The sequence below is a fragment of the Arthrobacter sp. Soil762 genome, from assembly GCF_001428335.1.
GTDB lineage: Bacteria > Actinomycetota > Actinomycetes > Actinomycetales > Micrococcaceae > Arthrobacter.
Window position 1 is genome coordinate 419,269 of record NZ_LMSG01000001.1, and the last position, 21,752, is coordinate 441,020.

The 21,752-nt window shown below is 66.4% G+C and carries 21 protein-coding genes; 3 read left to right on the forward strand and 18 right to left on the reverse strand.

What is annotated here, in order from left to right; translation table 11 throughout:
- Positions 1-13: 13 nt before the first annotated feature.
- The 5 genes from nrdI to ASG77_RS01960 form a co-directional block, all read right to left on the reverse strand.
- Complete coding sequence (nrdI, locus tag ASG77_RS01940) at positions 14-487, reverse strand: class Ib ribonucleoside-diphosphate reductase assembly flavoprotein NrdI (RefSeq protein WP_200950610.1); 474 nt, start codon at positions 485-487, stop codon at positions 14-16.
- 56 nt (positions 488-543) lie between these two features.
- The gene (nrdH, locus tag ASG77_RS01945) at positions 544-789 is read right to left on the reverse strand and encodes a glutaredoxin-like protein NrdH (protein ID WP_013601222.1); all 246 of its coding nucleotides are present in this window, start codon (positions 787-789) and stop codon (positions 544-546) included.
- Positions 790-1,142: 353 nt separating this feature from the next.
- Entirely contained in the window at positions 1,143-2,516 is a 1,374-nt protein-coding gene (locus tag ASG77_RS01950; protein WP_082575778.1) for a class I SAM-dependent methyltransferase, read from the reverse strand.
- Complete coding sequence (locus tag ASG77_RS01955) at positions 2,513-3,244, reverse strand: DUF1365 domain-containing protein (protein WP_056340477.1); 732 nt, start codon at positions 3,242-3,244, stop codon at positions 2,513-2,515. Before ASG77_RS01955 ends, ASG77_RS01950 begins: the two co-directional genes overlap by 4 nt.
- Positions 3,241-4,623, reverse strand: coding sequence for an NAD(P)/FAD-dependent oxidoreductase (locus tag ASG77_RS01960; RefSeq protein WP_235564238.1), 1,383 nt, complete (start codon positions 4,621-4,623; stop codon positions 3,241-3,243). The genes ASG77_RS01955 and ASG77_RS01960 overlap by 4 nt, the downstream gene beginning before the upstream one ends.
- A gap of 180 nt (positions 4,624-4,803) precedes the next feature.
- Between ASG77_RS01960 and ASG77_RS01965 the strand changes: the two genes are divergently transcribed.
- Together ASG77_RS01965 and ASG77_RS01970 are read left to right on the forward strand one after the other, a co-directional pair.
- Complete coding sequence (locus tag ASG77_RS01965) at positions 4,804-5,721, forward strand: LysR family transcriptional regulator (protein ID WP_056340483.1); 918 nt, start codon at positions 4,804-4,806, stop codon at positions 5,719-5,721.
- Between the two features lie 45 nt (positions 5,722-5,766).
- Positions 5,767-6,273 (forward strand): DUF2004 domain-containing protein, encoded by a 507-nt coding sequence (locus tag ASG77_RS01970; RefSeq protein ID WP_056341533.1) that lies wholly within the window; start codon positions 5,767-5,769, stop codon positions 6,271-6,273.
- A gap of 240 nt (positions 6,274-6,513) precedes the next feature.
- Here the strand turns inward: ASG77_RS01970 and metE are convergent, their stop codons facing one another.
- The 8 genes from metE to ASG77_RS02010 all read right to left on the reverse strand — a co-directional run bounded on the left by metE (position 6,514) and on the right by ASG77_RS02010 (position 15,533).
- Positions 6,514-8,853: a 5-methyltetrahydropteroyltriglutamate--homocysteine S-methyltransferase gene (gene metE, locus ASG77_RS01975; RefSeq protein WP_056340487.1), complete on the reverse strand. Its 2,340-nt coding sequence runs from the start codon at positions 8,851-8,853 to the stop codon at positions 6,514-6,516.
- 56 nt (positions 8,854-8,909) lie between these two features.
- Positions 8,910-9,875, reverse strand: coding sequence for a methylenetetrahydrofolate reductase (locus ASG77_RS01980; RefSeq protein ID WP_056340489.1), 966 nt, complete (start codon positions 9,873-9,875; stop codon positions 8,910-8,912).
- Between the two features lie 376 nt (positions 9,876-10,251).
- The gene (locus ASG77_RS01985; RefSeq protein WP_235564240.1) at positions 10,252-11,124 is read right to left on the reverse strand and encodes a hypothetical protein; all 873 of its coding nucleotides are present in this window, start codon (positions 11,122-11,124) and stop codon (positions 10,252-10,254) included.
- Positions 11,121-12,158, reverse strand: a complete 1,038-nt coding sequence (locus ASG77_RS01990) for a vWA domain-containing protein (RefSeq protein ID WP_200950611.1) — start codon at positions 12,156-12,158, stop codon at positions 11,121-11,123. The genes ASG77_RS01985 and ASG77_RS01990 overlap by 4 nt, the downstream gene beginning before the upstream one ends.
- The gene (locus ASG77_RS01995; RefSeq protein WP_056340496.1) at positions 12,155-13,183 is read right to left on the reverse strand and encodes a vWA domain-containing protein; all 1,029 of its coding nucleotides are present in this window, start codon (positions 13,181-13,183) and stop codon (positions 12,155-12,157) included. The genes ASG77_RS01990 and ASG77_RS01995 overlap by 4 nt, the downstream gene beginning before the upstream one ends.
- Complete coding sequence (locus ASG77_RS02000) at positions 13,174-13,644, reverse strand: hypothetical protein (RefSeq protein WP_056340498.1); 471 nt, start codon at positions 13,642-13,644, stop codon at positions 13,174-13,176. The genes ASG77_RS01995 and ASG77_RS02000 overlap by 10 nt, the downstream gene beginning before the upstream one ends.
- Positions 13,634-14,518 (reverse strand): DUF58 domain-containing protein, encoded by an 885-nt coding sequence (locus ASG77_RS02005; protein ID WP_056340501.1) that lies wholly within the window; start codon positions 14,516-14,518, stop codon positions 13,634-13,636. Before ASG77_RS02005 ends, ASG77_RS02000 begins: the two co-directional genes overlap by 11 nt.
- A gap of 7 nt (positions 14,519-14,525) precedes the next feature.
- On the reverse strand, positions 14,526-15,533 hold the full coding sequence (locus tag ASG77_RS02010) for an AAA family ATPase (protein ID WP_056340504.1): 1,008 nt from the start codon (positions 15,531-15,533) through the stop codon (positions 14,526-14,528).
- 154 nt (positions 15,534-15,687) lie between these two features.
- Here ASG77_RS02010 and ASG77_RS02015 point away from each other — a divergent pair, with 154 nt between their 5' ends.
- Positions 15,688-15,891 carry a hypothetical protein gene (locus tag ASG77_RS02015; protein WP_056341538.1) on the forward strand — a complete coding sequence of 68 codons (204 nt, stop codon included), beginning with the start codon at positions 15,688-15,690 and terminating at the stop codon, positions 15,889-15,891.
- Between the two features lie 30 nt (positions 15,892-15,921).
- Here the strand turns inward: ASG77_RS02015 and ASG77_RS02020 are convergent, their stop codons facing one another.
- The 5 genes from ASG77_RS02020 to ASG77_RS02040 form a co-directional block, all read right to left on the reverse strand.
- Positions 15,922-16,806 carry a carbohydrate ABC transporter permease gene (locus ASG77_RS02020; protein ID WP_056340506.1) on the reverse strand — a complete coding sequence of 295 codons (885 nt, stop codon included), beginning with the start codon at positions 16,804-16,806 and terminating at the stop codon, positions 15,922-15,924.
- Positions 16,803-17,648 (reverse strand): carbohydrate ABC transporter permease, encoded by an 846-nt coding sequence (locus ASG77_RS02025; protein ID WP_442854231.1) that lies wholly within the window; start codon positions 17,646-17,648, stop codon positions 16,803-16,805. Before ASG77_RS02025 ends, ASG77_RS02020 begins: the two co-directional genes overlap by 4 nt.
- Positions 17,649-17,723: 75 nt before the next feature.
- Entirely contained in the window at positions 17,724-19,073 is a 1,350-nt protein-coding gene (locus ASG77_RS02030) for an extracellular solute-binding protein (protein ID WP_056340512.1), read from the reverse strand.
- A 120-nt stretch (positions 19,074-19,193) separates the two neighbouring features.
- Positions 19,194-20,396, reverse strand: coding sequence for an ROK family transcriptional regulator (locus tag ASG77_RS02035; RefSeq protein WP_056340516.1), 1,203 nt, complete (start codon positions 20,394-20,396; stop codon positions 19,194-19,196).
- A 182-nt stretch (positions 20,397-20,578) separates the two neighbouring features.
- The gene (locus ASG77_RS02040; RefSeq protein WP_056340518.1) at positions 20,579-21,739 is read right to left on the reverse strand and encodes a class I SAM-dependent methyltransferase; all 1,161 of its coding nucleotides are present in this window, start codon (positions 21,737-21,739) and stop codon (positions 20,579-20,581) included.
- Positions 21,740-21,752 lie beyond the last annotated feature (13 nt).

Genomic DNA, 21,752 nt, shown 5'->3' on the forward strand with positions numbered 1-21,752 from the left:
CCTTCGGCCCTGGTTACTTCTGTGTCTGCGACAGTCGTGTCCAAAACGTGTCCAATCCATTGTGTACTCGGGCGACGTCTTCTGGCGTGCCCATTAGTTCAAATCTGTAAAGCCGGGGGACGTTGCACTTGGCGGCAATAATGTCCGCGGCCATGCAGTAGTTGTCCCCGAAGTTTGTGTTGCCTGCACCGATAACCCCACGGATCAGTTGCCTGTTCTGCGGGTCGTTCAGAAAGCGGATCACCTGCTTGGGCACGGAGCCCTCTCCCCCGGTGCCCCCGTACGTCGGCACTACCAGGACGTAAGGCCGGGTGGCGAGAAGGGGTGCATCCTTTGCATGGAGCGGGATCCGTGCCAGCTCACATCCGAGCTTCGCGACAAAGCGGCTGGTGTTCTCGGAGGTGGAGGAAAAGTAGATGAGCTGGCTCTGTGTGGTGACAGGCGCCAACGGGGCCACCTGGGCCCTGGCTACTGCCAGTGCTGACACGGGAGTCACCTCATGTGTGCGGATTGAAAGTTGCCGGCTGGCGAAAGTGTAGGGCCTTAGGCCACGGAGGAAACGGCAGACAGTGCCAGTTCCTCGATCTTGTCCGGGCGGAAGCCTGACCAGTGGTCCTGGTCCGTGACTACAACAGGTGCCTGCATGTAGCCCAGCGCCTTCAGGCGCTCAAGGGCCTCGGCGTCCTGGGAGATGTCAACGCTCTGGTAAGTGATGCCCTTTTTGTCCAGCGCACGGTAGGTTGCGTTGCACTGTACACACGCAGGTTTGGTGTAAACCGTAACGGTCATTGTCCCTGTCCCCTTTATCGAAATCTTCGCTCGTCTTTGTCCTGCCCAAGCTGTACGTCGATACTACATGTAGTGCAGACGGCTCTTCGGAACCCCAAGATGATGTATTACAAGTATGTCATTTAATGCACTTTTAATCCACAGGCAAGCGCCCTCAAAATGTCCGGAATCCCGCCATTTTTGCGGACGAAATCCACACCCTGTGGAGTACTTAGCCACAATTAACCCCCAGCGTGTCGCGTGTTTGGCGGCGTGTCGCGCCTAGTGGGCGGACCACCACATCTAGTGCCGGGCACGCAAAAGGGGCCCTGAAGAAACCTTCGGGGCCCCTGCGACGTGATGAACCTAACCAGCTACAGCTGAGCCTCCCGGCGGTCCAGGACAATCTGCTGCACGTCCAGGTAGCCGGACTGGAAACCCGCCCGTGAATAGCACAGGTAGAACAGCCACATCCGCTGGAAAACGGCGTCGAACCCCAGCCCGCCCACCTCCTGCGAGCGCGCGATGAACTGTTCCTCCCAGAGGCGGAGGGTCGCGGCGTAGTGATCGCCCAGGCCCATCCGCTCCCGCACCCGGAGTGTGGTGTGCTGCTGGGTCACACTTTCGATGGCCCGCACGGATGGCAGGAAGCCGCCGGGGAAGATGTACTTGTGCACCCAGGTGTACGCGTTGCGCGTGGCCAGCATGCGGCCGTGCGGCATGGTGATGGCCTGGATGGCCACCTTCCCGCCCGGGGCCAGCACGCGGTCGATGGTCTGGAAGTAGATGGGCCAGTACTCATAGCCAACCGCCTCGACCATTTCCACTGACACAACGGCATCGAACTCGCCTTCCACGGCGCGGTAGTCCTGGAGCGCCACGGTCACCTGGTCTGCGTAGCCGGCGGCTGCAATCCGTTCCTGCGCCAGCGCCCGCTGCTCACTGGAGAGCGTCACGCTGTAGACGGTGGCACCGCGGGCTGCTGCCCGGAGGGCCAGCTCACCCCAGCCGGTGCCGATCTCCAGCAGCCGCGTGCCGGATCCGACGCCGGCCTTGTCCAGCAGCCTGTCGATCTTGGCCTGCTGGGCTTCCGCCAAGGCGTCCCACGGGACCGAATCCAGTGCACCGTCGCTTAGCGGGAAGAGCGCCGAGGAGTAACTCATGGTGGTGTCCAGGAAGTTGGAGAAGAGCTCGTTGGAGAGGTCGTAGTGCCGCGAGATGTTGCTGCGCGTGTTGTGCTCTTCGTTGCGTTCCTGCCGCGGCGTCCGCGGCAGGTACAGGGTCCGCAGCCTCTGCAGCGGTGCGGGGATCAGCGTGTCCACGGAAGCGGCGAAGACCTCCAGCACCCCGGCGAGGTCTGATGCTTCCCAGTCCCCCGCCATAAAGGACTCGCCCAGCCCGATCAGGCCGTTGTCACCGATCCGCACTTCGAACGCTGCCGGCCTGAGCATGGTCATCACCGGTGCGTCCGGGCCGCCGGTGCCCAGCACCGAACCGTCCGGGTAGGCAACACGCAGGGGCAGCCGCCGTACGGCCGCCTTGAACAGCAGGCCGGCGGCTTTGCCCGCCACCAGCGCTTTAGTGCCCGACGGCGCGTGGGCAACACCGGGCCACACTTCCGGATCGATGGTGGCCGGCGACACCGGTACCCCGGCAGCAGGATTCCCTGTCACCGGGTGCCGTGCGGCTGACTTCGCGGCGGAAACCTCCGCAGTCGCGGCTGTTCCGTTTTCATCGGTCATGGTCATTGGACTGCCTCCTGTGGGGGGTGATGTGGTTTTTTGATGACTGGCAGGCGTCGAGCCCAGAGTTTGATGCCCTGGATCCGGATCAGCGCGGATACCAGCAGCGGCGCGGCCGGGACGGCAACGGCCGCTGCCAGGATGTTCCCGACGGTGGCCGGGCGACGGTCCCCGTCCATGGTCGCTGCGAACGGCCGCTGTCCTTCCCGCTCCAGGACGATGGAGACGGACAGCCGCTGCTCCGGTGCGGGCAGCTTCATCCGGTACTGCCCGTCAACGTCATTGAACGGAGACACGTAGAAGGCCTTGGGCACGCGGGCCCGGCCGGAAGGATCCGTTTCCAGCAGGTAGCAGTGGCGTTCGCCGTAGGTGTTGTGGACCTCGGCAATGACGCACTGCAGCTCCCCGGACATCCGGTAGCACCAGAAGAGGGTGAGCGGGTTGAAGACGTGGCCGAAAACCCGGGCGCTGGTCAGCATCCGGATGGCCCCGCCGTCGGGCTCTGTCCCCCGGGTCCGCAGGAACCGTTCCACGTTGCTGCGGATGGTGGCGTCGGGATCACCCAGGTGGTCGGCGGCCCGGAAGACAGCCAGCGGCCGCATGAGCCGGGGCAGAACCGGGAGCCGGTCCACGTCCACAAACCAGCTGTAGCTCCGGTAGGTGAACGCATTCTTCAGCGGCGTCTGGCGCACGTGCGAAATGGACGTGCGGTAGATGGCTGCCGTCGAGCTCATGCGCCCTCCGAGGCTGGGAGCAGTTCGGGCTCGCGTGCCTGAGTGGCGGGCTTATCCCAGGTGCGTCCCAGGCTCGCGGCGGCACGGACACCGGCCAGGGCGCCGTCCTCATGGAACCCCCAGCCCAGGTAGGCGCCGGCGTAGGCGATGCGGTCGTCACTCAGGGCCGCAATGCGCTGCTGTGCCCGCAAAGATTCGGGGGTGTACTGGGGGTGTTCGTAGACCAAATGTTCCAGCACCCGGTCCTCCGCGATGAGCTCGGACTCCCCCAGGCTCACCAGGTACGGCAGGCCATCACCCGGCTCCAGGCGCTGCAACCGGGTGAGGTCGTAGCTGACCAGGACCTTGTCCGGGCGGGCTTCGCAGTCCGGGAGACGGTAGTTCCAGGACGCACTGGCATTGTCCGCGGCGGGCAGGACGGCCGGGTCCCGGTGGAAAACGGTGTGGTTGACGGAGTACGGCATCTGCCCCAGGGCTTCCTTTTCGGCCGGGGTGGCGTCCGCGAGGAACCCCAGGGCCTGGGCCGGGTGCGTGGCAATGACCACGGCCTCGAAATCCTCCACTCCGTGATCGGTGTCCACTTCCACGCCGAGGGCGTGGCGCCGGATAGCGGTGACCGGACTGCTAAGCCTGATGTCCGGGAGCGTCGCGGCGAGTTTCTCCACGTACTGCCCCGAACCGCCGGTGACGGTCCGCCACTGCGGCGAACCCTTGACGCCCAGCATGCCGTGGTGGCCCAGGAACGTGAAAAGGTAGCGCGCCGGATAGGACAGTGCCGTGGTGGGATCGCACGACCACACCGCGCTGACCACCGGCGTCATGAAATGGGAGATGAAGTACTTGCTGAAGCGTTCCTTTGCCAGGAAGTCACCGAGGGTCAGCTCCGCGCCGCCCGCACCAGGGCCGGCGTCGGGCGCTGGAGCTGACTCAATCAGAGCGCGGGCCCTGCGGTAGAAGCGCATGACCTCCAGCAGCATCAGCAGGTAGCGCCCGCGCAGCAGGCTGGACGGGCGGGCGATGATGCCGCGGCCGCCCCCACGGGCCCCGGCGTACTCCAGGCCGCAGCCGTCACAGCGGACGGACATGCTCATTTCGGAGTCCTGCGTCTCCACCCCCAGCTCGGCGAACAGCCGCAGCAGGGTGGGATAGGTCCGCTCGTTGTGGACGATAAAGCCGGTGTCGATGCCGAGGACGGATCCATCGGGCTGCGCGACATTGTGGGTGTGGGCGTGGCCGCCCAGCCTGCTGTCCGCCTCGAAAAGGGTGACGTTGTCCTGCCGGTTCAGGACATACGCGGCCGTCAGGCCGGCCACTCCGCTGCCCACGACCGCGATGCGCCGTCCCTGCGGCTTGAAGGTCGAGTTCCCTGCCAAAGACACTGTTCTGCTCCCCTGCTCGGACTGCATGTGCGCTTGCTCGGTGCAAACTCTCTAGGGGCAGTTCGACACCGCGGGGCCGGTGGATGACTGAGTTTGCCGCAAATCTTTGTGCCAGAATGAAGCGGGCGTTCCATCCCCGGCACACCGCAGTGCCAAGGCGGCCCTGACCGAAGGACAGCGTTGGTAAATCCCGTACATCTGAAGACCCTCCTGGAAGTCACCCGGCTGGGCTCGTTCGCGGCCGCAGCGGCACGCCTGGGCTACACGGCGTCGGCTGTCTCGCAACAGATGTCCGCCCTGGAACGCGAGACGGGCGTGGTCCTGTTCCAGCGTTCTGCCCGCAGCGTGGTCGCCACGGAAGCGGCGGTAGTGATGACCCGGCACGCCGCGAAGGTGCTGACGGACATCGAAGCCCTCATGGCGGCGGCCTCGAAGACACACAGCAGCACCAGCCAGGAGCTGCGGCTGGGAATCTTCCCCAGCTTGGCAACCTACGTCCTCCCGCGCATCCTGAAGAATCCGGCGTGGAAGGACCTGGGCATCGATCTCAAAGTAACGGTGGCCGAACCGGCCCAGACCATCCAGGGACTGCGCACCGGCGGAGAGCTGGATGTGGCGCTCGTTTTCCAAGTGGGCCAGTCCGGGCTCGCCTGGCCGCACACCATTAACCGGCAGTGGATCGGCGATGACAACTTCCGCGTGGTGCTCCCCGCGGGCTGGGGTTTCCGCACGGACGCCAAGGTGGCCGCTGACCATCTGTCCGAGCTGCCCTGGATCATGCACCACCCCGGGAGCCCCGACGCCGTGGTGATCGAACGGCTCTTTGCCAGCTGCAACCTGCATCCGCGCGTGGTGGCCCACAGCGACGACTTCCATGCCAGCCTCGAAATGGCGGCCGCCGGACTGGGCGCGGCGCTGGTGCCCGAGCTCGCATTGCGGAACCGGCCGGCCGGCGTTGTAGTGCTGGACGTTCCCGAGATCCGGCTGGCCCGGAACGTGTTTGCCCTGCTCATCAACGAGAAGAAGACCGCCCGGGTGCAGCTGTTTGTGGACCTGCTCGCCGAGACCATGGCTGCTGCGGGGTCCTCAGGCAATTAGCCCGGAATGCTGGAAAGCGCGGCACTTGGGGTCTATGTTGAAGGTATGAACAGGGTAGCGAGCCAGCACTTTGGAGAAATCGAGCTCAACCACGGCAGGGATCACAACATCGCCGCCAAACATGAGCTGGGTGGCCAGGTACTGGAACTCGACCTGAACATCAACGCACACGACCACTTTGACGAAGCGGCCATGCACAAGGTGGACTACCGGCTGCGGTTCCTCCCCGAGCTGGTGGATGAGGTGCGGCAGATGATCGCGGAGGAACTGGAGCAGGAAGGCACCAGCCCCCAGGAGTACCTCCACTTCCACTGCAGCGCCCTCAAGGACGAGCACCTGCAGAAAGTCTTCGGCGTGGAGGAACGCAGCCAGCTCACCAACGACGTCTTCCTCAAAGCCCTCAAACTCGGCCACGTGGGCATCTTCCCCGGCCAGCCCGAGCGCTACTTCGTCATGGACTTCACCTTGGGCTCACACTTCACGGACGAGGTCCTGGTGGTAGCCGCCGACGAAGACGGCGTGGTGGACGACGAAATCCTCTGGGAGTCCTGAATCGATTGCTCCTCCCCACCGGCCCCTAGCCTCGCAAGCTCGGCTAGGGAACCCTGCCGGCGTGGGCCCAGGCCCTTTTGAGCCTTGAAAAGGGCCGCTACGCAGCAATCGATGATTAAAGCACGACGGCGGCCGGTCACCTTTCGGTGACCGGCCGCCCGTTCGCTCGCTTCTCAAGAGCCAGCGCGGCAGGCCGCACTAGCCCTTAAGCCTCTGCGAGCTCTCTTAGTCAGACCGTTGTTACTTCGCGGACTGCAGCAGGCCGGCGCGGACCGTCTTGGTGGCCCTGACCAGGTTGCGCAGGGACTCTTCGGTCTCGGCGTAGCCGCGGGTCTTCAGGCCGCAGTCCGGGTTGACCCAGAGCTGGCGGGACGGGACGTGCTTGACGGCGGTGGCCAGGAGTTCCGTGACCTCCGCTTCGCCCGGAACACGCGGCGAGTGGATGTCGTAGACGCCCGGACCAACGCCGCGGCCGAAGCCGTGGGACTCGAGGTCATGGACAACCTCCATGCGCGACCGTGCCGCTTCGATGGACGTGACGTCTGCGTCGAGGCCGTCAATGGCGTCGATGATCACGCCGAACTCCGAGTAGCAGAGGTGGGTGTGGATCTGCGTGGCGTCGGCCGCACCGGCGGTGGCCAGGCGGAAGGAATCCACTGACCACTTCAGGTAGGTGGCGTGGTCGGCCTTGCGCAGCGGCAGGAGTTCGCGCAGTGCGGGCTCGTCCACCTGGATGACCTTGATGCCGGCAGCCTCAAGGTCCGCGATTTCGTCGCGGAGGGCCAGGCCAACCTGGTTGGCGGTCTCGCCCAGCGGCTGGTCGTCGCGGACGAAGGACCAGGCCAGGATGGTGACCGGACCGGTGAGCATGCCCTTCATCGGCTTGCTGGTCAGCGACTGGGCGTACTCAGCCCAGGCCACCGTGATGGGGGCGCTGCGGGTGACGTCGCCCCAGAGGATGGACGGGCGGGTGCAGCGCGAGCCGTAGGACTGGACCCAGCCGTGGACCGTGACGTCGAAGCCTTCGAGGTTCTCGGCGAAGTACTGGACCATGTCGTTGCGCTCAGGCTCGCCGTGCACCAGGACGTCGTAGCCGAGCTCTTCCTGCAGCTCAACGACGCGCTTGATCTCGTCCTTCATGAGCTGCTCGTACTGCTCGTTGGTGAGGTCGCCCTTGTTGTTGCGGGCACGCGCCGAGCGGATCTCGGACGTCTGCGGGAAGGACCCGATGGTGGTGGTGGGCAGCGGCGGGAGGTGCAGAGCCTTTTCCTGGGCGGCTTCGCGGACTGCGTAGGCGGAGCGGTTGAAGTCCGCTGCGGTCAGGGCCTCGGTGCGGGCCCGGACGTCGTCGCGGCGGACGCCTTCGGCGATGGCGCGGGCTGCGATGACTGCGGATGCCTCGTCGATGGCTGCCTTGGCGGATGCCGGGTCGGCCAGGTAGGACGCGAGGGTTTTGACTTCCACGGCTTTCTGGTCGGCGAACGCGAGCCAGCTGCGCAGCTCCTCGGAGAGCTGGCTTTCTTCGGTGACGTCGTGCGGGACGTGCTGGGTGGAGGTGGAGGTGCTGACGGCGATCCGGCCGGCGGCAGCCTTCAGTTCGTCCAGCTTGGCGGCGGCGACGGCGAGGTCGTTGCGCCAGATGTTGTGGCCGTCCACGACGCCGGCAACCAGGGTCTTGTTGCCGAGGCCGGCCAGGGCCGCTGCGGACGGGACCGCGCCCTTGAAGGTGTCGATGTGCAGGGCGTCGATGTTGGTGGCGGCAAGTGTGCCCAGCTGGCCATCGAGGGCGCCGTACGGGGTGGAGACAAGGATCTGCGGGCGCTTGGCCGCACCGGAGAGGACTTCGTAAGCGCGGGCAACGGCTGCTTCGATTTCGGCGGCCGGGGTGTCCTGGTCAACAACCAGGGCGGGCTCGTCCAGCTGGATCCAGCTGGCGCCTGCGGCGGCGAGCTTCTCGAGCAGCTGCACGTAGACCGGCAGGACGTCTTCGAGGCGGGACAGCGGAGCGAAGCCTGCGGGGGCTTCATCCGAAGCCTTGGAGAGCAGCAGGTAGGTGACCGGGCCAACGATGTACGGGCGGGTCTCGATGCCGTTGGCCAGGGCAAACTCGAATTCCTCAACGATGCGGTTGGAGGCGAGGGTGAACTCGGTCTCCGGGCCGATCTCCGGAACGAGGTAGTGGTAGTTCGTGTCGAACCACTTGGTCATTTCCAGCGGCTGCTGGTCCTTGGTGCCGCGGGCCAGGGTGAAGTAGCCGTCGATGTCCAGCTGGCCTTCGGCGTTGAGGAGCTTGCCGAAGCGGGCCGGGACAGCGCCGAGGTGGGCGGTGGCGTCCAGGACCTGGTCGTAGTAGGAGAACGTTCCCGGAACAGCGGCGGCTTCGGTGAGGCCCAGTTCCTGCAGGCGCTTGGCGATGGTCAGCTGGATGCCCTTGGCGGCGGCGTCCAGGGCAGCAGCGTCGATCTTGCCGGCCCAGTAGGCTTCGATGGCCTTTTTGAGCTCGCGGCGGCGGCCGATGCGCGGGTAGCCGAGGAGTGACGCGGCCGGGAACGGAGTGGCGGGGGTGTTCTGTTCAGTCATGGGAGATTCCTTGAGTGTTAGTGGAAACTGTGAATGGTCTGGCGGATGTTGGAAGGTCAGCTGGCGAGCTGGCGCCGGAGGGTGGCGCTGCGGCGGCCAACTGAACGGGACTGGCGCGGAAGTGCCAGTTTGTCCAGCACCTCCAGCGCGCTCTGGTGTTCGTTGAAGGTGTAGATGTGGATGCCCGGCGCACCGGCTTCGAGGGCCGCGTTGGCCAGGTCCACCGTGGCCCGGACACCGATCCGGAGTCGTTCGCCGTCGCTGTCCGCGGCGGCCAGGCGGGCCAGGAGTTCCGGTGCCGGTTCAACGCCGGTCAGTTCGCCGAGCCGTGTGACCCGGCGCAGGCTGGTGAGTGGCATAACGCCAGGGATGATGGGGATGGTGACCCCGGCCCGGCGTGCGCGGCTGATGAGGTTCGCGTACTGCTCGGTATGGAAGAAGACCTGGGTGATGGCAAAGTCGGCGCCGGAGCGCTGCTTGGCGAGCAGCACCTCGACGTCGTGGGCTTCACTGGGTGATTCCGGGTGCCGGGTGGGGTACGCGGCGACGCCCACGGCGATCTTGCCTGCACACAGCAGGGCCGACCGCCGCTGTTCAACCCGCCGGATGAGTTCGATCAGGTCCTGCGCATACCGCAGTGACCCTGCGGCGAGTGGTGCACCGTCCTTGGGCTGGTCGCCCCGGAGGGCCAGGATGCCGCGGACGCCGGTGTCCAGGAGGTCGCCGATGATCTCCGCCAGTTCCTCCGGCGTGTTGCCCACGCAGGTGAGGTGGGCGAGGGGCCGGAGCGTGGTTTCCAGGAGGAGCCTGTTGATGAGTTCGACGGCGGTGTCCCGGTTCGAGCCACTGGCACCGTAAGTAACGGAGACATAGTCCGGCTCGGTGGTTTCCAGTTCCCGGATGGTGGTCCAGAGCGACTCGGCCGCGGCCGGCGAGCGGGGCGGGAAGAGCTCGTACGAGAGCGCCACGGGGGCAGTCTCGGTGAGGTTCGGATGCGTTTCAATAAGGCTTGGCGGTGACATTTGCGTCCTTGGCTTTGGGCCATTGCCGGCTACCGGTCAGCAAATGTGACGGTGAAGCCGGGAATGAATTTGAGTTTGGGAACACGGAAAACTCCACAGGGACGCAGCCGCGACTGTTACGCCTGTAATGAAGTTGTCCGTGAGCAAATGTCAGGCCCACATGGGGGCACCCACACCCTCCAGAATCGGAGGATCGCTGACACGTTACCTGGGTAACTTGTATAGAACTCTAGGAGCCCGCGGGGCACCCTTCAAGTCCGCCGCCGAATTAAGACGCAGCTTTACGGCGTGTTTCGCATTGGTGCAGAATTTTCTTCGCCATATTGGTCAACGGTTTTATCGGGGCATACTGCAGACCCGCCGCTGCCTTGGCCTGTTACCAGGGCCGGTCAACACCCGGCCCGAAGCCGTCGTCCCGGAGGTACTCGTCCCGCTCCTGCCCGGAATTCCGCTCGCTTTGGGCTTCCCTGGCGCTGTCCCTGAGCTGCTCAAGCTGGCTCTGCTGGCCCGGATCCGCCGGAGGCTCTTCCTGCCCAGGCCCTTCCGGCGGTTGCGGGGTGGTGTTGTCCGCAGCCGCTGCATCGGCCTTTTGCTGGAGGCGCTCCGCCGCCTGTTTCAGTTGCTCCCCCGCGCCGGATTCGGCGCTGGCATCCGCGCCGGCATCCGCGCCGGAGGCAAAGCAGCCCTCCGGAGCAGCCTCCACTACCGCAACGCCTTCGGCGAACAGCCGGGCCGCCGCCGTCGGATCTTCTGTTTTGGCCGCGGCGTCACCGAGGCGTTCGATGGTGAGGGCCAGGTTGACCCGGATGACGCACTCGTCGGCCGTGCCCGCCAGGGACAGTGCTTCCTCGAAGCGTTGGCGGGCGGCAGCGAAGTCCCCGGCGAGGAACAGGCCGTCACCCTCGGCGAACGGCGCCTTGTGCGGTTCGATGAAATTGGCGGTCCGTAGTCCGGCGGCAGCATCCGCCACTCCTCCGGAGTCCCCGGCCGCGAAGGATTGGGCAGCAGTGTCGGCGAGAATGCCCACGCTGAGCAACTTGGCGGACAGGCAGAGGACCAGGAGTGCGGGCAGCGCAGACCACCACACCAGCCGACGGCGGCGCTCCCGCCGGTCCCCTGAGGTTACCGGCGGTGCCGGTTCCTGGGGTGCCGGTTCCTGGGGTGCCGGTTCCTGGGGTGCCGGTTCCTGGGGTGCCGGTTCCTGGGGTGCGGGTTCCTGGGGTGCCGGCGTGGGCGATGGCCGCGTCATGTTCGAACTCCCGCTCCGGGCCGGAGCTGCAGCCACTGGCGCAGCACCAGGACGGTTTCGCGGAGTGCCAGCAGGAACGCCCCGGCGGCGAGGAGCCAGTACAGCTCCGTCCGTCCGCCACCGACGCCGTCCGCTGGCGCCGGTTGGAAGTCCCCTGGATCAGCGGCCTGCATCATCGGCGCCACCGGGTCACCGGCCGAACGGTGGACGTAGGGCACCCCCAGCTGACCGGCAATCCCCTGCAGGCGGCCTTCGTCGATGACCGATATGGCATCCTTGCCGGTTCCGGACGACCGGTCCTGGATGTAGCCTGCGCCGGCGTCCTGCCCCGAACCCTGCCCCGAACCCTGCCCCGTGTTTTCCTTCATCCGGCCGCCGTCCGCCGTGCCGTAGCCGAGCACCGCGCCGCCGTCCACCAGGCCGCCGTCGAGCCTTCTCGCCGCCGGCGCCTTGGCGCTGGTCTGTTCCCCGTCGCCCAGGTAGTAGACCAGGCGCGGCCGTTCGGGATGGCTGTCCCGCGCGGCGCGCAGCCGCTCCGCCAGCAAGGTCCCGGCAGCGGTGACGCTGCTGCCCTTCGAAAATGCCGTGACCTGCGGCTGCAGGACGGACACGCTGGTGTCCAGGGCGGTGGCGTCGGTGGTGAGGGGCATCCGGACAATGGCGTTGCTGTCGAACGTCAGGAGCGAAAAGCGGGCCCCGGCCAGTTCACCCGCGATGGCCATGATGTCCTGCCGCACCCCGTCCAGCCGGGGCGAGCCGTCGCCGTAGTCTTCGGCAGCGATGCTGCTGCTGGTGTCCACCACAAAAAAGACGTTGACATCCGCCGCCGCGGCTTGGGAGCTTCCGCCGGGAACACCCGGCCGGAGCGCCGCGGCCAGGAGCAGCAGCACCAGGGCGCTCCTGAACAGCCAGTCGCGGCGCATACCGGCCGAGCGCTCCCGCGTCGCCTGGACCAGTCGCCAAACCAGAAAGAGCACAACTGCGGCGATGAGCGGGGCCATAACCCACCAGGGCAGGATCGGTTGCAGTGTCATGGCCGGAGCCTCCACGACGCGCCCGCCAGTACCAGGCCGGACAGGAGTGCCAGCGCGAGCGGCAGCTCGGGCCGGTCCGAGACGACGGCCCGGGGCGCGCCCTTCATTGCCGTGGCTTCGTTTTCCTGCACGGAATGGACGATGTCCGCCACGGCATCCGGGCTGTCCAGTTGGTGGTACGCCCCACCGCTGGCTTCGGCCGCTGTGCGCAACCTGGCTCCGGGCTGGCCGGGGCCGGGTCCGTAGTCAAAGTCCCCGGGGTTCAGGGCATAAACGCGCACATCGCGCTCCTTGGCCAGGGCGGACGCCTGTTCCAGGGTGAAGATGGGATCGCCGGACAGGTAGTTGTCCGTTGCCAGGACGATGGACCGCGAGCGCCGCTGACCGCCGGTCTCCGTGGTGCCGGTCTCCGCTCTGCGGGCATCCGCGGCGGTGTCCGGGAACCCGTTGACACAGGACGCCAGGCCGTCACCGATCAGCGACGATCCGCGGCCATTCCAGGTACCGTCCAGGAACCCCGCGCTGCCTGGGTTTCCGTCGAACGCGTCTTTGGCGAGCGTGAGCTGTTCCTGGACGTACGCGTAGTCGTCGGTGAGCGGGAAGACCTGGATGGCGCTGCTGTCGAAGACGGTGAGGCCGATCCGTTCGCCGTCGAACTCCTTCGCAAGTTCGGCAAACACCTGCACCACAGCCGCATCGGCGCTGCTCATGGATCCCGACGTGTCCAGGCACAGCATGATGTCCCGGTTGCGCTGCTCCGGCTGGATGGTGGTCAGTTCCACTGGACGCGCCGCCGCGGCCACCGCAGAGACCAGCAGGGTTGTGGCCGCGAGAGCGGCCACAACCAGCCAGCGGCGGTGCCGCCGGAGGGCCCCCTGGTATTCGGGCAACGCCGTGAGGCGGTCCGCATTGGCCACCGGCCGCCGTCGAGCGTTTGCGTGTCGGTCCTGGCGGAAGGCGCGCAATCCTGCCAGGGCCGCGATGACCAGCGCCGGAGGGACCAGCCACCAGAACATCAGTTCCATTGCCGCACCGCCTGGCGGGCAGTCGCGGCCGATTCCGCGACCGGCGGCAGCGGTTCCAGGCCGAACTCGCCCGGGTAAATCTTGCGGACGGCCTCGGCCACGGGGGGCAGCGGGTGCCCGTGCAGCTCCGCAAGGGTCATCCTGGGGGCGTCGACGCCGGTGACGTCGCGGGCGAACCGGCGGACCAGCAGGCTCAGTTGCTGGTGCGACTCCCGTGCGGTCAGCAGCCCGGCGGCGGCGTCGGCTGTGACGGCGTCGATCTTTTGCAGGTAGGCCACCTTGAGGCCCGCAAGGTCCGACGGCGGCGCGAACCGGGGCGCCTGCTCCGGCACCTTCGGTTTGCGCGTGCTCAGGAAAACGAACGCGTACCAGCCCAGGACCGCTGCCAGTAGGGCGAGCCCGGTCCACAGCCACGCCTGGCTGTACTGGAGGGGTCCGTAGATGCCCGGGTCAGCCGGCACGCCGGTGCCTTTCCAGGAGGGCGAAGAGTTCCGTCATGACCGCACTGCTGCCGGTCACGTGGCCTTGGGTAATGCCGGCGCGGCGGAGCATGGCCTGCCGGGCCGCATCCCGTTCCCCTGTTGCCTTGGCATAGGCCGCCGCGACTGCCGGGGATGCTGCCAGCTGTGCTGGCAGCATCGACGAGTCTGCCACGCTGAAGGCGTCCTGGCCGGAGTGTCCTTCCCCGGCGAGGTCAGCGTCCCGGATGGTGAGCCAGAGGACCTCATGCTGGGCACGCAGCCGGCGCAGCAGCTGTTCGGTGTCGGGGCCGGCGGCATGTTCGTCGGACACCACAAACAGCAGGAACCGGCCATTGACGTTGCGGGCCACGTATTCCAGCTGGCCCTCGATCCTGCTGTGGCCAGAGTCCAGGGAGGTGGATGAGTCAACCTCGCGCAGGAGCCGTTCCAGATGCGGCTCACCGGCTTTGGCGGGAATGGAGCGGGTCCCGTTGGCGTCTCCGCAGACCAGGCCCACTACGTCGCCGTGCCGGTGCGCCAGGTAACCCACCACACCGAATGCCATCACGGCGATGTCCTTCTTGGTTTCGCCGTCGCGGGACTCGGCAGCCATGCCCCGTCCTGTATCGGCAATCAGCAGGACGGTCTGGCGCCGTATGGCGACATACCGCTTGATGAGCGGCGATCCGAAGCGGGCGGAAGCCTTCCAGTCGATGTCGCGGACGTCGTCCCCGGGGATATAGGCGCGCAGGTCATCAAAGTCCAGGCTGCGGCCGCGGAAAACGGATCCGTATTCGCCGTCGAGCATGCCGCGGGCTTTCCGGTGGGCGAAGATGGCCATCTTCGACTTCACGCGCTGCAGGAGACTGGTCACTGCTGGCTCAGGGAGTCTGGACGGAGGCTACGACCGCGTCGATGATCGTCTCCACCGGCACCTGCTCGGCAACGGCGTCGAACCCCAGGATGAGGCGGTGCCGGAGCACTCGGTGGGCGAGGGACTTCACGTCCTCCGGGATCACGTGGTCCCTGCCGTTGATCAGTGCCACTGCCCGGGTGGCCTGGCTGAAGGCAATGCTGGCGCGCGGGCTGGCGCCGAACTCGATGAAGCCGGCGAGCCGCTGGTCGATGTACTGCCCGGCGTTCCGGGTGACAAACACCAGCCCCACGATGTAGTTGATGACGGCCGGGTCGATATAGATCCGCTTCACCAGCTCCTGCACGCCGATGACGGCGTCCAAAGAGGCGGCGGCCGCCGGCTTCTGTTCGGCGCTGAAGACCCCGGCGTCGATCCGGCGGATGATTTCCGTTTCCTCGGCCGGCGTGGGGTAGTCCAGCACGTCCTTGAGCATGAAGCGGTCCATCTGCGCCTCCGGCAGCTGGTACGTGCCTTCGTGCTCGATGGGGTTCTGGGTGGCCAGCACCATAAACGGGGACGGCAGCCGGTATTCCTCTCCCCCGATGGAGGTCTGCCGCTCCTGCATGGCCTCCAGCATGGCGCTCTGGGTCTTGGCGCTGGAGCGGTTGATCTCGTCAAGCAGGACGATGTTGGCGTGCACCGGCCCCAGCTGGGTGACGAAGGTGCCCTTGGCGGCGTCGTAGATCTGCGTGCCCACGATGTCGCTGGGCAGCAGGTCCGGCGTGCACTGGATCCGGCGGAACTCTGCGCTGACTGCTTCGGCCACGGTCTGGGCGGCGGTGGTCTTCGCCAGGCCCGGAACGCTTTCCAGCAGGATGTGCCCACCGGTCATCAGGCCCACCAGCAGGGATTCACGCAGCCGTGCCTGGCCCACCACTTTGGCATCGAAGGTGCGGGAAATGTTCGCCACCACCTGCTGTGCACGGGCCAGTTCCGCCGGTTCGATTCGTGCGGGCGCACTGGTCTGAAGCAATGGATTTCCCCCTGATGGCTGGTGGTCTACGGATGTTAGCCCGGGTGTGCTGCCGTGCGGCTGCACTCCGTCCGCCATCCTATCCAAGCACCTCCCGGCCCGGCCGCAATGGGGACCCCTCCCCATCGCGGCTCTGCAGGTCTATCCTTTTGCCATGAGTGAGCTTCCAGCCAGTTACAAAGAGTTTCTCGCCGACAAGAGCGAGCGGTTCATCCTTGCCGTCAAGCCTGTTCTGCAGCAGTCCGCTGCCGACAAATCCCATGGTGTCCGGGTTACCTACAACGCGGGTCCTACCGGCCACCAGGCCCACCTCGATGACAGCATCCCCTTCGGCGTGGTGGTCGAGGACATCGACTGAGGTTCCGGCGCGCACCATAGCCCGGCGTAGCTAGCCCTTCACTGCACCCGAGAGCGCGAAGGAACTCCCCGCGCCCTTGGCCACAATGACGTACAGGGCCAGCACCGGGACTGAATACAGGATGGAGAAGGCGGCCAGCTGGCCGTACGCCACTGCGCCGTGCTGTCCGAAGAAGCTGAAGATCGACACCGCCGCCGGCTGCCGGGCTTCGGACAGGAGCAGGACGAACGGGACGAAGAAGTTCCCCCAAGCCTGGATGAACACAAAAATGAACACCACGCCAAGCCCCTGCCGCATCAGGGGCAGGACGATGGTCCGCAGCGCCGTTAATCCTGACGCACCGTCCACCCAGGCCGCTTCCTCCAACGACACCGGGACTGCGTCCATAAAGTTCTTCGTCATCCAGATGGCCATGGGCAACGTGGTGGTGGCCATAAAAAAGATCGTGGCGGGCATCGAATCCAGCAGTTGAAGCTGCACAAACAACCCATACACCGGCACCATGATGGCCGTGATGGGAAGGCAGGTTCCAAACAGGACGGTGTACATAAACGGCTTGTTGAACCTGGACTGGTAGCGGGACAGTGGGTAGGCAGCCAGTACTGCTGCCACGAGGTTCACGGCGGCCGTGCCGGCGGACAGCACCATGCTGTTCCAAAGCGGCTGGAACAGCAGCCCCGGTGTCATGATGGCGGCAAAGTTATCCAGGGAGACCCTGCCCGGGAGCCTTGCCTCGTGTCCGGCGGAGGCATCAAGGGACGCAAACACGAGCCAGAGCAGCGGCAGGACAAAGCAGGCGCCGATCAGGATCAGGGACACATCCGCCGGTATCCGGGCACGCTGCCGGGCACGGGAAACCGCGCCCGTCCCGGACCGCAGCTGGCCCAGCGCGGAGGTCCCCGCCGTCGTCGTCATGGTTTGCTCTCCCGCAGGAGCCGGACGTAGGCGGCACCGAACACCACGCCAATGAGGATCAGCACCGACGCCACCGCCGTGCCGTAGCCGATGTCGCCGAACTTGAAGGCTTCCAGATACGCCAGCACCGGTAGCGTGGTGCTGGCGTTGGCGGGGCCGCCCGCTGTCATCACCCAGATGAGGGTGAACACCGCCAGCGTCTGCAGGGTGATGAGCATGAGGTTGGTGGCGATACTGCCGCGGATCATGGGGATGGTGATGAAGGCCAGCCGCTGCCAGCCACGGGCACCGTCCATCAGCGCGGCCTCCGTGACCTCACCGGGGATGTCATTGAGCGCGGCGCGGTAGACGAGCATGGAGAACGCAGTGCCACGCCAGATGTTGGCAAGCAGGATGGCGACCATCGGGAACGAATACAGCCAGTCGGTCTGCCCGAGCCCCAGCCCGCCCAGCAGCTGGTTCAGGGTCCCGTCCCGGCTGAAATAGGCGTAGGCGGCGAAGGCGGCCACGATCTCGGGGAGCACCCACGCAGCCACCACCGCAGTACCGACAACGGCAGCCACCGTCCGGCGGGCCCGCCGCATCAGCACCGCGAGGGTGAGCCCCAGCAGGTTCTGGCCCAGGATGGCAGAGCCGCCCACGAACAGGACAGTCAGGCCCAGCGAGAGCGGCAGCATGGGGTCCGACAGGAGCCTGGCGTAGTTGTCGAACCCGATCCAACCGGGACTGCGGGCATTGCGGCCGGTCAGGGCGGCATTGGTGAATGACGCGTGGAAGGCCCACAGCACGGGACCGGCCAAAAACACGAGCAGGAGAACCACTGCCGGGAGTACGGGGATCAGCCGTGCCTGGCGCCGGAGTCCGGAGTGACGCCGCCGGTGGCCGGACCGGTCACGCCTGAGGGAAACCGCCACAGGTTACTCGGCGACGGTCTTGGCCTCACCCACGATGCCCTTCACCGCCGTGTCATAGTCGGCGGCCGCCTGCTCCGGGGATTTCGCCCCGGTAATCACAGCTTCCGTGGCCTCTTGGACGGCCGCGGAGATCCGAGGGTAGTCGGCGGTTGCGGGACGGTAGTGCGTGACGGCCACCAGCTCGGACACGTCCTTCACAAACGGGTTGGCCGCCTGGTAGCCGGCATCGGCGGCGACGTCCTTCCGCACGGCGATCTGGGAGCTGGCGATGTTGAAGGCCAGGGAGTTCTTCTGGTTCAGCGCCGTGGCGAGGAACTCAAACGCGAGGTCCGGGTTTTTGGTCTCCGCCCCTACGGCAAGGGTCCAGCCGCCGGACATGCTGACGCCGCCGGGTGCCTGGCCGTTCTGGGTGGGGAACGCCGTGACGCCCATGTCCTGGCCGTACTCGGCCCACTCGTAGCTGCCGCCCTTCTGCCAGAACGACGGCGTGTAGGAACCTTCCACGGTTGCGCCCATTTTGCCCTGCGGAAGCCATTCGCCGAAGACCTTCTTCCACACATTCGCGTCGAGGGCCTCCGCCGGGGAGACGGCCAGTTTTTCGTCGTAGAGGGTCTTGAGGAACGCCAACGAGTCGGTGAACCCCGGGGCACCGACTACCCACTTTTTGGCGTCGGCATCGTAGAGTTCGGATTCCGTTCCGTAGAGCAGTTCGTAGAAGCTCTGCATTACGGTGCCTTCACCGGTGGCCTTGCCGGCATACATGTTGAACGGCACCACGGTGGGATCACTGGCCTTGATTTTCCGGGCGGTGTCCAGGATGTCCTGCCAGGTGCGGGGCTCCCACGGGACGCTGACGCCCGCGGCGGCGAGCACCTTTTTGTTGTACCAGATAGCTCGGGTGTCGGTGCCCAGCGGGACCGCGTATGTGCCGCCGTCGTCCCCCAGGCCGGCTGCCTTGGCGCCATCATCGAAGGTATCCCAGTCCTTCCACCCCTCAAGGTGGCTGTCCAGTTTCAGGAGGTACCCGGCGTCGACGTCGGAACGCACCTTGAAGGTGTCCTCATAGAAGACGTCCGGGGCGGTGGAGGGCGAACGGACAGCGAGGGCAAGCTTGGTGCCGTAGTCGTCGTCGTTCGCCTGGATGGGCTCCAGGGCAACAGTGACGCCCTGGTTGGCGGCCTCAAACTCCTGCTTGGCCGACTGGAAGAGCGTGTCCAGGGCAGTGAAGGAATCGGTCTTTTGATAGACCACCTTCAGCGTTTTGGTCTCCGCTTCGGGGGCGGCGGGGGAACACGCAGTCAGCACAAAGCCCGCTGCAGCGATGAGTGAGGTGATTTTGAGGGCCCGGCGCATTGGTGCTCCATTCAGTCAATGGCTGCCGTCCCCTGTACCTGCGGGCCCCAGCCGCGGCGATATCCACATGCTAGACGGGGCTCCGGCCCGTGGCAAGGAGCCCCTGTTCAGACGTCCGGTTCAGACTTCCAGGAGAAGCCGCTGCGCCCGGGGCGCCAGTGTATGCTCCAGGACCAGGCAGGCAGCGCCAACGGCGCCGACGTCCTCACCGACTCCCGTGCCGACAACCTCGATGGTGTGGATCAGGCGGGCCGCACTGTTGGCGTCCACCAGCGCCGGGATCTTCTCCAGGTAGCGGTCGGCGATCCGGCTCCAGAAAGGCCCGCCGAACACAACCCGCTCCACATCCAGCGTATTGGTGACCACGGAGACGGCCCGGGCCACCAGCACGGCTGACTTGTCGATGATCGCCAGGGCCTTGGCGTCGCCGGCATCGGCAAGGTCGCACAGCTGGGAGAAGCTCTGCTGCACTTCGGCTCCGCTGGTGTGCTTTCCGGAGCCGTCCAGGATGCCGGCGGCAACGGCCTCCGCCACGAGCACCTGCGGGATGGCGGAGGACTTAACGCAGCCGCGCAGTCCGCAGTCGCAGACCGGGCCATCGGGGTCCACCACGATGTGGCCGATCTCGCCGGCGTTTCCTGACGTTCCACGGACCACCTCATCGTTGAGGACGATGCCGCAGCCGATACCCGTGCCCATGTACATAAAGATGAAGCTGCCCGAGCCGCTGGGCCCGCCGGCCCATGTCTCGGCGACGGCGGCGCTGGTGACGTCCTTATCCACCAGGACGGAATAGCCGGTGGCTTTGGCCAGGGCGTCCCGGAGTTCCACGCGGTCCCAGCCCGGCAGCAGCGGCGGGTCCACCACGGTGCCGTTGTCCAGGTCGATGGGTCCCGGAGCGGCCAGGCCGAGGCCGGCGATCCGGCTGGTGTCCACGCCGGACTCCGCAACGAGCTGCTCGATCTCGGTGGCCATGGTGGAAATGACGGCGGCAGGATCATTCCCGCCGGGTGTCCTAATCCGTGAATGCTGTACAACGGCGCCCACAAGATCGAGGACAACGAACGTCGTAACGGCGGGGTCCAGGTGGACGCCGATGGCATACATGCCACCCGGGTTGAGGCGAAGCATGGTGCGCGGCTTGCCGGGGCCGCTGCCTTCTTTACCGGCTTCGACGATAAGGTGCTGGTCCAGCAGGCGGCGGGAGATGTTGGAGATGGTCTGCGGCGAAAGGCCCACAATCTGGGCGAGCTCCACGCGGCTGAGCCCCCCGGATGACCGGCGGATGGCATCCAGGATGACCGTGAGGTTAAAGTCGCCCATGCGCGGAAGATTGGTCCCGCGCCGTGGCGCCGAGGACTGGCGGATTTCTTGCACGGTCTCCCCTAGGTTTTCGGCCGCGTATTCATGATGTCTGAATGGTACGTTACCTCCTGATCAACGCCCAGAGCCGGAAGGTGGGGCCGCGCCGCGGCCGGGGGCGCCACCTTGCCGTGCTGGCGCGCCTACGGCCGTCTGGTGCTGACCGCCACCGTGAACTTCGGATTGCCGCCCCTCACAGTGGTGGGACCCACCAGCCGCTCCAGCGCCGGGAGGTACTGCAGGTGCCGGTTGAACACCGTCCACAGCTCACCGCCCGGAGCCAGGACCCTCGCTGCCGCCTCGAACAGTTTGATGCCCGCTCCGGCATGCACACTGGCGCCCAGGTGGAAGGGCGGATTCAGCAGGACCAGCTCGGCGCTTCCGGCAGGGAGCGTGCTCATCGCGTCATCCTGGAGGGCGGTAATCCGCTCCTCGAGGCCGTTGGCCTGCGCCGTGGCCCGGGCGGATGCGACCGCGGCGGCGGACCGGTCCGTGGCCGTGACCCTTGATGCCGGGTTCTGGCGGGCGTACATGGCGGCGAGGATGCCGGTGCCACAGCCCAGATCGATGGCGTGCCCGGCTTCAGGCATCTCCGGCAGGAAGGTCAGGAGGAACCTGGTCCCGATGTCCAGTTTCGCCCCGGCAAAGACGGCACCGTGCGCAGCAACGTCCAGGTCCAGCTCGGCAAGGCGTTCGACGGCGGGACTCCACTCGTGCGTCTCAGTTTGCCGGGCGCCGCTGGCCAGGATGATCCGGGACTTCTGCCGCGCCAGCTGCGGCTGGACCGTCTCGAAGTGGCGTTCCAGGACCGCGTTCATTCCCAGGGACATGTGTTTGATCCGCCCGCCGGCGAGCAGCACCACGTCAGGGGCGGCATAACGCGCCACGGCGGCTGCGATTTCCTCAAGCTCCGCCAGCGTGCGCGGCAGTTGAAGCAGCACCAGCTCCGCGCCGGACAGCAGCTCCTCCCCCAGCGGCAATTGTTCGAACCCAGTGGCGTCAGTGGCTCCGGGATCCGCCGCTGCGAGCCCCACAGCCGCAGCGTTGTTCCGCAGGGCGCGCTCCCCCGTGATGAGATCCTCGTGCACACGGACCCGGCGGACTCCCAGGGTGCCAAGCGCACCCAGGGTGAGAGCACCGTAGCGGTCGCCGATCACAGCCAGCAGCGTATCCGGATCCGTGCGCGCTGCGGCGGCTTCGAGCAGCAGCCTGTCCGTGGCGTCCCAGGCCTGGAGGTTCGGGGCTTCGACATCCGGGTGGCGCCGGAGCGTGCCGAAGATGTCCTCAAGAGTGTTCTGTGCCACTGGTTCCTGCCGT